This window comes from Vibrio mangrovi (assembly GCF_024346955.1).
In the GTDB taxonomy this organism is placed as follows: domain Bacteria; phylum Pseudomonadota; class Gammaproteobacteria; order Enterobacterales; family Vibrionaceae; genus Vibrio; species Vibrio mangrovi.
The window spans coordinates 331,081-346,172 of the sequence record NZ_AP024883.1 but is presented as its reverse complement, the minus strand read 5'-3'; the positions used below and the strand labels follow the sequence as shown (position 1 = coordinate 346,172).

The window sequence follows — 15,092 nt, the reverse complement described above, 5'->3', positions numbered from 1 at the left end:
TTAATCTATGAGCCAAGCCGTATCTTCACCACTTTATGCTGCGATTGACCTCGGTTCAAACAGCTTCCATATGCTGATTGTCCGTCATGTTGACGGTAGCATTCAGACGATGGCCAAAATTAAACGCAAGGTCAGGCTGGCTGCCGGACTGGATGAAGAAAATTCACTGAGTCAGGAAGCGATGCAGCGCGGGTGGGATTGTCTGAGCCTGTTTGCTGAGCGTTTGCAGGATATTCCGCAAGAAAATATCCGGGTGGTCGGTACAGCAACACTGCGGACAGCCACCAATGTCGGAACATTTCTGCATAAGGCAAATCAGATACTGGGCCACAAGATCGAAACGATTTCCGGTGACGAAGAAGCCGCAACGATTTATAAAGGTGTGGCTCATACTTCCGGTGGAAGCGGACGCCGCTTTGTTGTCGATATTGGTGGTGCAAGTACTGAGCTGATCATTGGTGAAGGCTTTGAAGCAAAAGCGCTGACCAGCCTGAAAATGGGATGCGTCACCTGGCTGGAAAAACACTTCCGGGATCGCCAGCTCACCAAAGCGAATTTTGAGCATGCGATTGAAGATGCGAAAAATACACTGACTCCAATTCTGCAACAGTACCGCTCGCTGGGCTGGGATGTCTGCGTCGGTGCAAGTGGTACGGTTCAGGCATTACAGGAAATAATGCTGGCTCAGGGAATGGATGAAGTGATCACACTGACCAAACTGAAACGTTTGCAGAATCAGGCAATGCTGGCTGATCACCTCGAAGAACTGGAAATCGAAGGCCTGACACTGGAAAGAGCACTGGTGTTCCCTAGTGGCTTGTCAATTTTGATCGCGATATTCGAGGAACTTCAAATCGAAGCCATGACTTTAGCCGGCGGTGCACTAAGGGAAGGTCTGGTTTACGAGATGGTTGACGGATTGCGTCAGGACGATATCCGGGAACGGACTATCCATAGTATCCAGAGCCGTTATCAAATCGATACGGTGTATGCAGAGCAGGTTGCCGAGCTCGCCAGTAAACTATTTCATCAGTGTGGCGGCGTCGGCTGGGTAGCAGAACCACAGGCAGAAATGTTACTCAGAACGGCAGCTCAGTTACACGAAATCGGTTTGGCGATTGATTACAAAAAAGGCGGAGAACACAGCGCCTATCTGATCCAGAATTCAGATTTACCCGGTTTTACCCGGGCACAACGCTACTGTCTGGGAGAATTGATTCGCCGCTATCGGGATAATATTGCCACCATGCCGGAGCAACATGCTCTCTCAGGAAACAGTGGTAAGCGCTTACTCAGATTATTGCGTCTGGCCGTTTTACTCAGCCACCGGCGAAATTCCGCCCTAGAACCCCGCTTCACGCTGAAGTCTTCAGATGACACACTACAATTATTTCTGAATGCTCAATGGCTGGAAAGTAATCCGCTCACCAAAGCGGAACTGGAAATCGAAGCCAACCGACAAACTGATATGGGCTGGCCTCTGGAAGTGGTTGCACAGGAATAATTATATAATGCTGATGACAACCCGGCTCGAAGGCCGGGTTTCTTCATTTCATCTGATGCTCCGAAGATCTTCGGATCCATCTTCATTTCTCTCCTGTTCAGGTATGCTCCTCTGCCGGACCCGGTTCAATACAGCTCTCAGTTTCAGCGGTTTTACCGGTTTAGGTAAGAAACCGAATCCATTTGACTGGATCGCATCCATCATCTCCTGAGTCCGGTCGGCACTAATAATAATGCCTTCAAACTGGTTACCTAACCGCAACCGGCACTGCTGTAACACTTCCAGCCCGGTGCGGCCCTGATCCAGACGATAATCAGACAGAATAACGTCCGGCACCCATTCTTCTTCCAGCATCTTCAGACTACCGACCAGATTAGTCGACGTCCGGATATCGCATCCCCAGCGGGATAATAGATCAGACATACCAGTCAGAATATCTACCTCATTATCAACACAGAGCACTCGCACCTGCGACAAGTCTGTCACATCATCCGGTACCGGAATGACTTTATGTTCGACTTCACTAGGCTGAGCCCGTTGGAGTGACAAAGAAAATACACTGCCATGTCCGGGCCAGGAACGCATTGAAATTTCATGCCCCAGCACATAAGCAATCCCTTTCGAGATCGCCAGCCCTAAACCCAGTCCCTGCTCAGAGCGAACCTGTCCGCCCCGGTTGAACTCTTCAAAGATCTCCTGCTGTTGATCCGGCTCAATACCAATTCCGTTATCCCAGACTTCGATTCTGATCTGCCCTGCGACATGACGTATACCAAGCACAACCTTCCCGTGAGGCGCATACCGGAAAGCATTAGTCAGAAAGTTCTGGATAATACGTCTGAGCAGCTTCGGATCCGATTTAACCATCACAGAAGACGGAATCATCGTAAAGTCGATATCCTGCTGTCTGGCAATGGCATGGAATTCTGCATTCAGATTCACCAGAACATCATGAATCGCAAAACTGTGCATATTAATGTCGAGCTTTCCTGACTCCAGCCGGGAAATATCCAGCAGATCGCCAATCAGTTCCTCAGCCGCACCTAATGCACTTTCAATATGAGAAGAAAGTCGTTTGACTTCATCTTCCCGGGCAATCTCAGACAGTGATGAAGCAAATAACCGGGCAGCATTCAACGGCTGCATCAAATCATGGCTGACCGCAGCCAGAAACCGGGATTTCGAACGGGATTCCCGCTCTGCCCGTTGTGTTTCCTGCACTAACTGGCGATTGAGTTTCTCCAGCTCCTGTGTCCGTCGGTGTACCCGCTCTTCCAGTGACTCATTCGCCTGCTTCAGGGCATCTTCAGCCTCCCGGAATACCGTAATATCGGTAAAACTCATAACAAATCCGCCACCGGGCATTGGATTACCCTGAACTTCAACGACCCGACCATCCGGCCGGACCCGGGAAGAAGTATGCCGTGTCCCTTTTTCCAGATGGTGAACCCGTTTACGGACATGTTCTTCAATATCTCCCGGACCACATAATCCCTGCTGTGCATTATGGCGGATGATATCGGCAATCGGGCGTCCAACCTGAATCAGCCCCGGCGGAAATGAGAATAACTCCAGATAGCGCTGATTCCAGGCTACCAGACGCAGTTGTTTATCGATCACTGTCAGTCCCTGACCGATGTGCTCGATCGCCCCCTGAAGCAGACTCCGGCTAAAGTCATATAATTCCGAAGCTTCATCAACGATAGCTGCGACTTCTTCCAGATGCATGTTCTTACCCTGCAATGCAGAAGCAAGGACTAACTTCGCGGAAGATGCACCGAAAACACCCGCCAGTACCCGTTCGGCATGACGAATCAGAGTTGCCGGAGCCTGCTGATTCGGTAAACAGCTTTTTTGCTGCTGTGTCCAGAACTGCTGGAATGCGGTTTTCATCCGGCTTCTTCCGACAAAACGGGCCACCAGCATTTCCAGTTCAGCCACCGTAACCCGGCTCTGATACAAACTCATGTTTTCATTATCCGGGAACGGCGTCCCGACAAATGTCGCGGATTGTAAGCGTTCACTCAGGCTCGGATGAGTAATTGTAGAGATTCCCCAGTAACAGAGTGTATTCAGCAGAATACTGAGGATCATTCCCCAGTCAGACATTGACAGCCCCAAACCGGCAATCATATCAGGAGGACTGATCAACCAGATCAGCGGATTGGTCTGAGCATCACCGGCTAGTAAATGCGTCTGTACCATCAATGTGATCAGCCAGAGCGAGAACCCAATCGCCAGACCGACATAGACCCCTTTTTTATTCCCGTCACGCCAGTAAATTCCGCCAATCAGCGCCGGTGCAAACTGGGCAATCGCAGCAAATGAGAGAAAGCCTATTGCTGAAAGTGACGGAATCGCATCCAGCACCCGGTAAAATCCCCAGGCACATGCCAGCAGGAGTAAAATCAGTCCCCGGCGAATTCTCAGCAGAAGACGGGAGAAATGCCGGTGTCCCTGATGGGAAAAGCGCATCCGCCGCAGCAGAAACGGCACCACCAGGTCATTCGAAACCATAATCGTCAATGCGATAGTAGACACAATCACCATGCCGGTTGCTGCCGAAGTGCCGCCCAGAAATGCAATCATCGCAATTACATCAGAGCCGACGGCCTTTGGTACACTGATCACAAATGTATCTGCCAGACTGACATCCAGCATCCCCTTTCCGACCCAGGAAACCGGCAGGACAAACAACCCCATCAGAATCAGATAGACCGGAAATACCCGCCGGGCGACATGCAGATCCTGTGGTTTTTCGTTTTCAACAATCATGGTATGAAACTGGCGGGGCAGACAGATAATTGCCAGCATCGTCAGTACGAGGTGAACCGCCAGTGTCGGCCAGTGCGGAGCAACAAAAGATTCGCGGGCGACATCAGCAAGACTGAATGTTGTCTGATGCCAGCCGATATATACAATGAATAAACCAACCCACAGAAAAGCCACCAGCTTAATCAGCGACTCAAAGGCAATCGCCATCATCATTCCCCGGTGATGTTCGGTATTATCGATATGTCGGGTGCCGAATAGAATGGTAAAAATTGCCAGCGCCATCACCACAAACCAGGAAATATGGCTTTCCGCAAACTGATTCTGAGAGGGGAAGTCAGACGCAACGATATGAATTCCCATAGTGACACCACGGAGTTGCAGTGCGATATAGGGCAGAATACCAATCACCGCAATCAGTGTCGCTGCAACCGCAAGCCCCTGAGATTTACCATAACGGGCCGCAATAAAATCGGCGATGGATGTAATATGTTCTCGTTTGGCAATCAGCATCAGACGGGCCAGAATCCGCCAGCCGAAGACAAACACCAGAATGGGAGCCAGATAGATCGGTAAGAATGACCAGGCATGATTCGTTGCCTGACCGACCGTGCCGTAGAAGGTCCAGGATGTGCAATACACCCCGATGGATAAACTATAAATCCATGGCCGGAATCGAGCCAGCCAGCGCAGGTGTTTATCACCGTACCATGCGATAAAAAACAGCAGTCCTAAATAGAGAAATAAAACCGGAATAACAACCCATGACTGCATGAGAACGATCCTTGTAATCAAGCCATAACTTACGCCAGATTAAGGATAGACGGCTTCATATGTTAAGTCACTGATATTATCCCGATTTTGGGAACTGCCGTGAATCAGGATGTGGTTTTTGCTATCTCGGTTTCGCGTACAGATACCGATGGTTCCAGCCGGACAAACAGCGCCAGCGCCCCCATCAAAGCCATCCCCCAGAAAATTTTTGCTCCCCAGTTCTCAAATCCCCAGCCACTGATAGCCGTCATTGTTGCCATCACTGCCCCTAACGGAATTGCGTTATACAGTGACTGCAATGCCACCATTTTTTCCGGCACAGATTGCTGGATATAGCGAATGGTCGCCAGATGGGCAACCGCAAATGTCAGACTATGAAGGAGCTGAATAAACACCAGCACACCAACCTGAGTCGTAAGCGCGGTCAGACTCCAGCGAACCAGTACCGCACAGGAGGCAAGCAGAAACATCGACCGGATAGACCATAAACCAAAGAAGCGCCGGCTGAATGCAAAAATACAGATCTCCGCAATGACGCCCAGACTCCACAGATAACCAATGATTTCTTCAGAATGTCCGACTGACTTCCAGTAAACAGAGCTGAAACTGTAATAAGCAGCATGGCTGCCCTGAATCAGCGAAATCAGCAATAAAAACTTAAGCACCTGCCGGTCTCTGAACATCTCCGTCAGTTTGGGGCGTACAACACGCTTCTCGCTCTGACTCTCAGGGCTGGGACTCGGAGCACGCAGACTCATCACAAATGTCACACTCATTCCCAGCACAGCTGTGTACAGAATCCAGTCATCTCCCCAGTGAGCAACAACCCAGCCGACCACCAGAGATCCAACAATAAATGCCACGGAACCCCACAACCGGGTCCGCCCGTAATCGAGCATTTTCAAGTTGGTGTAGTAATTCGCCACAGAATCGGAAAGCGGAATAATGGGTCCGTAGCAGATATTGAACAATACCGTCGCCAGTGCAATCCAGATCAGATGCTCCACCGCCAGTGCGTGAACTGCAATCAGCCCAATCGACAACAGACTCAGCACTCTTAGCATCGGGACATACCATTCAACCCGGTGAACTCTCGGCGTAACCAGCAGATTGGCCAGACAACGAGTTCCGAAAGCCAGCCCCATAATCACTCCGATATCGGCAGGCGCCACCCCCTCACTTTTAAGCCACAGTGCCCAGAATGGCGTATAAACCCCATAGACAAAGAAGAAACCAAAATAGTACTGAGAGATCCACTGAAACGGAGAGATACGGAGCATGAACAACCTACTGATGCAGAAAAACGCGACGATACCCAAGCCACCTCAGGGTACTGTTCAACGAAAATCCAGCATCTTGAGGTTATGTGGGTATATTATGCTTTGAATGCCATACAAGGAAAAGGGAAGTTTACTCAACGCTCAGTTTCCCCAATTTCACGAAAATCCGGTTATTAGACCAAAGTCGTCTGGAGGCAAACCAGATTTCGGCCAAGAATTAAAGCAGATATGATTTGGGTCAGAAAGGTTGCTATGCCGGATAAGTTCAATCTTCACTCACCACCATTTGATCGCCTGACACCAGAGCAACAACAACAGTTGCTTGCCACGCTGGATGTCGCCTATTTCCGGGCCAGGGAATCGCTGTTACGCAGCGGTCAGAGCAGCCAGTACCTGCATATCCTCATCAAAGGTGTGGTCGAAGAACGCTCGGAAGACGGGCAGGAAGTTTTTGCCCACTATGCCAGCGAAGATATTTTCGACGTCCGTTCACTGCTTGACGGAACCGTCAGGCATCAATATGTTGCGCTGGAAGACACCCTCGCTTACCAGTTACCGAAATCAGTCTTTCTGGATTTTTATCATCAGAACGGACAGTTTGCTGCTTATTTCGATAGCAACCTGGCAACCCGTCAGGCGCTGATCGAAACCGCCCAACAACAGCAGAATCTGGCGGAATTCATCTTAACCAAAGTTGATCGGGCTATTTACCATCCACCGATGATCGTCACACCGGAGCAAACCATTAACGACGTCACCTGCCAGTTAAAAGACAATAACTGCGATGCTGCTCTGGTTCATCTTCCGGAGAATGATGACCGCCTCAGTCAGACAACACATGCTCATCCTTATGCGATTATCACCCGAACGAATATGTTGCATGCGCTGACTCTTGACTCCCTGCCGGTTGACACACCGGTCGGCCAGATCGCCACTTTTCCGGTTTTCCATGTCGATGACGGCGAGTTCTTATTCAATGCGATGGTCATGATGATCCGCAATAAAGTAAAACGGATCATGGTCTGCGATGGGAATGAAGCGGTCGGAATGCTGGATATGACCCAGATCCTCAGTGCTTTCTCAACCCACTCTCATGTCCTGACACTGAGTATCGCCAGAGCTTCCAGTATTGAAGAACTCGCTATTGCCTCTAATCAGCAACGCAGGCTGGTTGAAAATCTGGTCAGTAACGGGATCAGAACCCGCTTCATTATGGAGCTGATATCCGCTGTCAACGAACAGATTATTGAAAAAGCTTTCGAACTGATTGTTCCCCCAGTGATGCAACAACAATGCTGTCTGCTGGTCCTTGGTTCAGAAGGCCGGGGAGAACAGATTCTGAAGACCGATCAGGACAATGCCCTCATCGTGCAGAACGACCTCATCTGGCCGGATTGTCAGAGCGTGATGGAAAAACTGACTCATACATTGCTGCAACTGGGATATCCGGTCTGTCCCGGGAAAGTGATGGTCAATAACCCGCAGTGGGTAAAAACTCAGCAAGAATGGCAAACAACACTCACTCAATGGGTAAGCCAGACAAAGCCGGAACAGATCATGAATATTGCCATTATGGCTGATGCTCAGGCTGTCGCCGGTAACCGGGAACTCCTGCTCCCCATCAAGAATCATCTGTCGCAATTGATGGCCGATCAGGAACTGATTCTGTCTGAATTTACCCGTCCGGCGTTAAATTTCTCCCTGCCTCTGACACTATTCGGTAATGTGAAATCATCCAAAGCCGGTCTGGATATTAAACAAGGCGGCATTTTCCCGATTGTGCATGGAATCCGGGCCCTGAGTCTGGAATACCGGATTGGGGTGCAGAATACCTTTGAGCGTATCGAATCTCTGGTCAGACAGCGTGTACTGGAACAGCAAACCGCAGATAACCTGAGTGAAGCCCTGAAACTCTTCTTTAAACTCCGTCTGAGGCAGCAGCTTCGTCAGCCGGATGCTAATAATCATCTGGACATCAAATCTCTCGACAGTACCGAGCGTGATTTACTACGGCACAGTCTGCATATCGTCAAAAAATTCAAACAGTGGCTGTCATATCACTATCAGATCCGTGAGTAACTGTCAGATCCGTGAGTAACTATCAGCTCCGTGAGTAACCATCAGATCAGAGAATAACAATATGAACCGTATCAGACGTAAATACTGGTATTACAAACTGAAAGACTCGCCCTACCGGGAGTTATTCTTACCACCGGATAATCAGGAATATGTGTCGCTGGACTGTGAGACCACCAGTCTGGATCCACAGCGGGCAGAACTGGTTTCGATCGCGGCAACCAAAATTATCGGTAACCGGATTCTGACCAGTCAGTCATTTGAAGTGAAGTTATGTGCTCCCAGATCTCTGGATGCAGGTTCCGTCCGGATTCACCGGATTCGCCATCAGGATCTGAATGACGGCCTGACCGAGCCCGAAGCATTGGCGCAACTACTGGCGTTTATCGGTAACCGTCCGCTGGTCGGTTACCATATCCGTTATGATAAAACTATTCTGGATATCGCCTGTCGCAAACATCTGGGGTTTCCACTACCCAATCGCCTAATTGAAGTCAGCCAGCTCTACCATGAACAACTGGAAAAACTGCTGCCGAATGCTTACTTCGACCTCAGTCTGGAAGCCATTTGTCATCATCTGGACCTGCCACTGCAAAATAAGCATGATGCCTTGCAGGATGCCTTCTCCGCTGCACTGGTTTTTGTGCGCCTGACCAAAGGTGACCGGCCATCATTCCGTTCAGCCTACACTCCTTAATATTCCAGAGCTGTTGTATTCCAAAACCGTTGTATTCCAGAGCAATTGCATTCCAGAATCAAAAGCGATGAATTACAAAAACATGTGACGCATTGAATCACAATGTATTTTTACTCGCAGCTCTCATTTATCCTAAAGTCTAATTGTGAAATCACGGTATCTGAACAAGAGTTATGGTTGACCTCAAACGTCAGGTTCAGATCCTCCGGGTATGTTTACAGAAAGCCCAATAATGATAAGCCGGAGCGGTCACAGCATTCAAAAGGAGAAGAAGCTATGAGTGATGTTCATATTTATCCGGTAAAGAACAATATTAAAGAACATACCCACGCGGATAATGACACTTACTTATCAATGTACCAACGCTCCGTCAGCGATCCGGAAGGATTCTGGGGAGAACACGGAAAAATTGTTGACTGGATAAAGCCCTACACCAAAGTAAAACAGACCTCATTCGATACCGGTCATGTAGATATCCGCTGGTTTGAAGACGGAACCCTCAATGTTTCAGCCAACTGTATTGACCGGCATCTGGCTGAACGGGGTGATGATGTTGCAATTATCTGGGAAGGCGACAATCCGCTGGAAGATAAAACACTGACCTTTAATCAACTCCACAGTGAAGTCTGTCGCTTTGCCAATGCGCTGAAAGAACAGGGTGTCCGTAAAGGTGATGTCGTCTGTCTTTATATGCCGATGGTTCCGGAAGCCGCTGTTGCGATGCTCGCCTGTACCCGGATTGGGGCAGTCCATACCGTCGTCTTCGGCGGATTCTCTCCGGAAGCACTTGCCGGACGGATTATCGACTCCGATGCAAAAATTGTGATTACTGCTGACGAAGGTGTCCGCGGCGGACGGGCCGTTCCGCTAAAAAAGAATGTTGATGAAGCGCTGACCAACCCTGAAGTAAAAACCATCAGCAAAGTCGTGGTCCTGAGACGGACCGGCGGTAAGGTAGACTGGCATGAACACCGCGATATCTGGTGGCATGAAGCCACAGAAACCGTTGCCGACCATTGTCCGCCGGAAGCGATGAAAGCTGAAGATCCGCTCTTCATTCTTTATACCTCAGGTTCAACCGGCAAACCGAAAGGTGTTTTGCATACGACCGGCGGTTATCTGGTTTATGCCACCATGACTTTCAAATACGTCTTCGACTATCAACCCGGAGAAGTCTTCTGGTGTACGGCAGACGTGGGCTGGATTACCGGTCACACTTATCTGGTTTACGGTCCGCTATCCAACGGCGCCAAAACGATTCTGTTTGAAGGCGTACCGAATTATCCGGCCACCAGCCGGATGAGCGAAGTAGTCGATAAACATCAGGTCAATATCCTTTATACTGCCCCGACAGCCATCCGGGCTCTGATGGCAAAAGGTAATGAAGCGATTGACGGCACCTCGCGGGACAGCCTGCGGATTATGGGATCTGTCGGAGAGCCGATCAATCCGGAGGCATGGGAATGGTATTACCGGACTATCGGTAATGAAAAGTCACCTATCGTTGATACCTGGTGGCAAACCGAAACCGGCGGTATTCTGATCACACCACTTCCCGGCGCAACTGAATTAAAACCCGGCTCAGCCACCCGGCCATTCTTTGGTGTTCAACCGGCACTGGTTGACAATATTGGCAATATCGTCGAAGGCGCAACCGAAGGTAATCTGGTGATTCTGGATTCCTGGCCCGGTCAGATGCGCACGGTATATGGCGATCACGACCGTTTCGAACAGACCTACTTCTCCACTTTCAAAGGGATGTACTTTACCGGAGATGGAGCCCGCAGAGACGAAGACGGCTATTACTGGATTACCGGCCGGGTCGATGATGTTCTCAATGTTTCCGGTCACCGGATGGGGACCGCAGAAATCGAATCAGCACTGGTTGCATTCGATAAAATAGCCGAGGCCGCTGTCGTAGGGATTCCGCACGATATTAAAGGACAGGCTATCTACGCCTACATCACCTTAAACGATGGCATTTACCCATCTTCCGAGCTGCATAAAGAAGTCAAAGACTGGGTTCGCAAAGAGATCGGTCCGATAGCAACACCGGATGTCCTGCACTGGACTGATGCACTTCCCAAAACACGTTCAGGGAAAATCATGCGCCGGATTTTACGTAAGATTGCTACCGGTGATACCAGTAATCTTGGAGATACTTCAACACTGGCCGATCCAAGTGTCGTGGATAAACTCATCGCAGAAAAAGCCGCACTCAACTAAGTTTCTGACCAAACTTCGCCTATCATGAAGCCATCCGCCTCCGGATGGCTTTTTTTATTCTCCAGAAACCATTTCATATCTTCATAGTCATAAATTGATGAAGATCTAACCATCAATTTTCCCGCAAGGCGCGTAAAACTTGGGCTCATCGTCTGGTTACACCATATGAAAGCGGTGATTAGACCAGTAATTTGCTGCCATTTGTGTTGAATTAGCTATAATCAGGAGCAATTCACCAGTTTTTCATTTTTTTGAAAAAAATTTGTGTGAAAAATCCTGAAATATGGGAATATGTAAATAAGACCTCATTATTGAGTAAGATGACGACACGATGACGACAAAATTCCGCATTCTTGTTCTAAACGGTCCTAACCTGAACTTACTGGGTTTGCGAGAACCGGCACATTACGGTTCACAGACACTTCCCCAGATAGTCGACCGGCTCCGTCAACAGGCGACTCAGGCAGATGTTGAACTGGAACATCTGCAATCTAACCGTGAATACGAACTGATCGAAGCAATTCATCAGGCATACGGAAAGATTGATTTCATCATCATCAACCCGGCAGCCTTCACACACACCAGTGTCGCACTGCGGGATGCGCTTTTGGGCGTCGATATTCCCTTTATCGAGATACATCTTTCTAACGTTCATGCTCGAGAACCCTTCCGCCACCATTCCTATCTGTCCGATAAGGCACAGGGAGTCATTTGCGGTTTAGGAGCTCAGGGCTATGAATTTGCGTTGTCAGCAGCCATTACAAAACTGCAGGCAAAATAAACACTCGACATCCCGCAGCTATTCTGTCTGGGCTGTCTTATTCACAAGATCAAAGAGAAAAGACAATGGATATTCGTAAAATTAAAAAACTTATCGAATTAGTTGAAGAATCAGGCATTGCTGAACTGGAAATTTCTGAAGGCGAAGAGTCGGTACGCATCAGCCGTCATGGCGCCCCGGCTCCGGCTCCGATTCATTACGCTGCTGCGCCGGCTCCTATTGCAGCGCCTGCGCCAGTCGCAGCACCGGCTCCTGAAGCAGCCAGTGCTCCGGCAGAAAGTTCAATTCCTGCAGGACATCAGGTTCTTTCGCCGATGGTCGGTACTTTCTACCGTTCTCCAAGCCCAGAATCAAAACCATTTGTCGAAGTTGGTCAGAAAGTTTCTGTCGGCGAACCTCTGTGTATCGTTGAAGCCATGAAAATGATGAACCAAATCGAATCAGATAAATCAGGTGTCGTCACGGCAATCCTTGTTGAGAACGGTCAACCAGTCGAGTTCGATCAGCCTCTTGTTATCATTGAATAATTGAGGGCAGATTCATGCTAGATAAAGTTGTCATCGCGAACCGGGGTGAAATTGCACTTCGTATTCTTCGCGCCTGTAAAGAACTGGGCATCAAAACGGTAGCTGTCCATTCAACTGCAGACCGGGATCTCAAACACGTACTGCTTGCAGATGAATCGATCTGTATCGGACCTGCCCGCAGTATTGATAGTTACCTGAATATTCCCCGCATTATCTCTGCGGCAGAAATCACCGGTGCAGTTGCAATTCACCCAGGCTATGGTTTCTTGTCTGAGAATGCAGACTTTGCCGAGCAAGTCGAAAAATCAGGCTTCATTTTTGTCGGTCCTAAAGCTGAAACCATCCGGATGATGGGTGATAAAGTTTCTGCGATCTCCTCGATGAAAAAAGCCGGTGTACCTTGTGTTCCCGGTTCTGACGGTCCTCTCGGCGACGACATCGAGAAAAATAAAGCCATCGCCAAGCGAATCGGTTATCCGGTGATTATTAAAGCCTCCGGTGGTGGTGGTGGCCGTGGTATGCGGGTTGTCCGTGGTGAAGCCGAATTGATTCAGTCCATCACAATGACCCGTGCCGAAGCCAAAGCTGCGTTCAACAACGACATGGTTTACATGGAAAAATTCCTGGAGAATCCACGTCACGTTGAAGTGCAGGTCATTGCTGATGGTCAGGGTGGAGCGATTCATCTGGGCGAACGTGACTGCTCAATGCAGCGTCGCCACCAGAAAGTCGTAGAAGAAGCACCAGCTCCGGGCATCACCGAAGAAATGCGGAAATACATCGGTGAACGCTGTACCCGTGCCTGTGTTGAAATCGGTTATCGTGGCGCTGGTACATTCGAATTCCTGTATGAAAATGGTGAATTCTACTTCATTGAGATGAATACCCGGATTCAGGTAGAGCATCCGGTGACAGAAATGGTGACTGGTGTTGATCTGATCAAAGAACAGCTTCGGGTTGCAGCCGGACAGCCACTGTCATTCACTCAGGATGATATCAAATTGCGTGGTCATGCTATCGAATGTCGTATCAATGCCGAAGATCCTGAGCGTTTCCTGCCATCTCCCGGTAAGATCGAACGTTTTCACGCAGCCGGTGGTATGGGAATCCGTTGGGAATCTCACATCTACTCTGGTTACACGGTTCCGGCACATTATGATTCAATGGTCGGCAAACTGATCGCCTATGGTGAAAACCGTGATGTAGCGATTGCACGGATGAAGAACGCACTCAACGAGATGATTGTTGAAGGGATTAAAACCAATATCCCTCTGCAAATATCAATCATGAATGATGAAAACTTCCAGCATGGTGGTGCCAATATCCACTATCTGGAGAAAAAACTCGGCATTCATAGCTGATCTGTTCTGACAGAGACACATCCCTAACCTCCCTTCGGGGAGGTTTTTTTATGCCGCACAAGCCCTATTCAAAAAGTGAATATCTGCTACACTCTCCGCCATTCAACCCATGGAAAGAGCAATCACATGCCTTGGATTCAAATTAAACTCAACGCCAACAACGACAATGCCGAAACCATCGGTGATATGTTGATGGACGAAACCGGTGCTTTGTCCGTCACGTTCCTCGATGCGAAAGACACACCTGTTTTTGAACCGCTTCCGGGAGAAACTCGTCTCTGGGGAGATACCGATGTGCTCGCGTTATACGACGCAGAAGCGGATACTAATGCGATTCTCGAACAAATCAACAGCAGTCAGCTCCTGCCCTCCGGTTTCTCTTATAAAGTCGAACAGATTGAAGATAAGGACTGGGAACGGGAATGGATGGATAACTTCCATCCGATGAAATTCGGTAATCGTCTGTGGATTTGCCCAAGCTGGAAAGAAATCCCCGATCCGAATGCCGTCAACGTGATGCTCGATCCCGGTCTGGCGTTCGGTACAGGGACACACCCGACTACAGCTTTATGTCTGGAATGGCTGGAAGGACTCGATCTACAGGGAAAAACTGTTATTGATTTCGGCTGTGGCTCAGGCATTCTGGCAATCGCCGCCATCAAGCTGGGAGCCAAACAGGTCATCGGTATCGATATTGATCCACAAGCCCTGCTCGCCTCACGCGATAATGCCCAGCGAAATGGTGTCGAAGACCGGCTTGAAGTCTATCTGCCACAAAATCAGCCGGACAATCTGATTGCCGATGTGGTTGTCGCAAACATTCTGGCCGGTCCGCTTAAAGAGCTTTCTCCGGTTATTCAGTCACTGGTTCGTCCCGGCGGACAACTCGCTATGTCCGGAGTTTTAGATACTCAGGCAGAAGAGGTAGCCGGTTACTACCGCACCCAGTTTGATATTGAGCCCATCGTTGAAAATAGCGAATGGTGCCGGATTTCTGGCCGAAGAAAATAACGATAGAGAAAGTAACGGACTAATTGACTGAAAAATAGACCATTTACAAAAACAAATTGTAAATGCTCAAATATTAGTCTTTT

9 protein-coding genes and 1 pseudogene are annotated in these 15,092 nt (G+C 49.1%); 8 read left to right on the top strand and 2 right to left on the bottom strand.

The window, feature by feature from the left end; translation table 11 throughout:
* Positions 1–7 precede the first annotated feature (7 nt).
* Complete coding sequence (gene gppA, locus OCU74_RS01540) at positions 8–1,504, top strand: guanosine-5'-triphosphate,3'-diphosphate diphosphatase (RefSeq protein ID WP_087481502.1); 1,497 nt, start codon at positions 8–10, stop codon at positions 1,502–1,504.
* A gap of 117 nt (positions 1,505–1,621) precedes the next feature.
* Here gppA and OCU74_RS01535 read toward each other — a convergent pair.
* Positions 1,622–5,050: pseudogene (locus OCU74_RS01535) on the bottom strand (PAS-domain containing protein); the annotation flags it as partial.
* A gap of 104 nt (positions 5,051–5,154) precedes the next feature.
* Positions 5,155–6,330 (bottom strand): 3-phenylpropionate MFS transporter, encoded by a 1,176-nt coding sequence (locus tag OCU74_RS01530; RefSeq protein ID WP_087481504.1) that lies wholly within the window; start codon positions 6,328–6,330, stop codon positions 5,155–5,157.
* Between the two features lie 252 nt (positions 6,331–6,582).
* On the opposite strand from OCU74_RS01530, the gene OCU74_RS01525 reads away from it, so the two are divergent.
* From OCU74_RS01525 to prmA, 7 genes are all read left to right on the top strand, one after another.
* Positions 6,583–8,409 (top strand): DUF294 nucleotidyltransferase-like domain-containing protein, encoded by a 1,827-nt coding sequence (locus OCU74_RS01525; protein ID WP_087481664.1) that lies wholly within the window; start codon positions 6,583–6,585, stop codon positions 8,407–8,409.
* A 61-nt stretch (positions 8,410–8,470) separates the two neighbouring features.
* Positions 8,471–9,103, top strand: a complete 633-nt coding sequence (locus OCU74_RS01520) for a 3'-5' exonuclease (protein ID WP_087481505.1) — start codon at positions 8,471–8,473, stop codon at positions 9,101–9,103.
* A 276-nt stretch (positions 9,104–9,379) separates the two neighbouring features.
* A complete protein-coding gene (gene acs, locus OCU74_RS01515; RefSeq protein ID WP_087481506.1) occupies positions 9,380–11,329 on the top strand; it encodes an acetate--CoA ligase in 1,950 nt (649 codons plus the stop codon).
* 331 nt (positions 11,330–11,660) lie between these two features.
* Positions 11,661–12,110, top strand: a complete 450-nt coding sequence (gene aroQ / locus OCU74_RS01510) for a type II 3-dehydroquinate dehydratase (RefSeq protein ID WP_087481507.1) — start codon at positions 11,661–11,663, stop codon at positions 12,108–12,110.
* A gap of 65 nt (positions 12,111–12,175) precedes the next feature.
* On the top strand, positions 12,176–12,637 hold the full coding sequence (gene accB / locus OCU74_RS01505; protein WP_087481508.1) for an acetyl-CoA carboxylase biotin carboxyl carrier protein: 462 nt from the start codon (positions 12,176–12,178) through the stop codon (positions 12,635–12,637).
* Between the two features lie 14 nt (positions 12,638–12,651).
* A complete protein-coding gene (gene accC, locus OCU74_RS01500; protein ID WP_087481509.1) occupies positions 12,652–13,998 on the top strand; it encodes an acetyl-CoA carboxylase biotin carboxylase subunit in 1,347 nt (448 codons plus the stop codon).
* A gap of 126 nt (positions 13,999–14,124) precedes the next feature.
* A complete protein-coding gene (gene prmA / locus OCU74_RS01495; protein ID WP_087481510.1) occupies positions 14,125–15,009 on the top strand; it encodes a 50S ribosomal protein L11 methyltransferase in 885 nt (294 codons plus the stop codon).
* Positions 15,010–15,092: the final 83 nt, after the last annotated feature.

Excerpts from the sequence above, each read along its gene's own strand:
- gppA (WP_087481502.1), top strand. The coding sequence starts at position 8 with ATGAGCCAAGCCGTATCTTCACCACTTTATGCTGCGATTGACCTCGGT.
- OCU74_RS01530 (WP_087481504.1), bottom strand. The coding sequence starts at position 6,330 with ATGCTCCGTATCTCTCCGTTTCAGTGGATCTCTCAGTACTATTTTGGT.
- OCU74_RS01525 (WP_087481664.1), top strand. The coding sequence starts at position 6,583 with ATGCCGGATAAGTTCAATCTTCACTCACCACCATTTGATCGCCTGACA.
- OCU74_RS01520 (WP_087481505.1), top strand. The coding sequence starts at position 8,471 with ATGAACCGTATCAGACGTAAATACTGGTATTACAAACTGAAAGACTCG.
- acs (WP_087481506.1), top strand. The coding sequence starts at position 9,380 with ATGAGTGATGTTCATATTTATCCGGTAAAGAACAATATTAAAGAACAT.
- aroQ (WP_087481507.1), top strand. The coding sequence starts at position 11,661 with ATGACGACAAAATTCCGCATTCTTGTTCTAAACGGTCCTAACCTGAAC.
- accB (WP_087481508.1), top strand. The coding sequence starts at position 12,176 with ATGGATATTCGTAAAATTAAAAAACTTATCGAATTAGTTGAAGAATCA.
- accC (WP_087481509.1), top strand. The coding sequence starts at position 12,652 with ATGCTAGATAAAGTTGTCATCGCGAACCGGGGTGAAATTGCACTTCGT.
- prmA (WP_087481510.1), top strand. The coding sequence starts at position 14,125 with ATGCCTTGGATTCAAATTAAACTCAACGCCAACAACGACAATGCCGAA.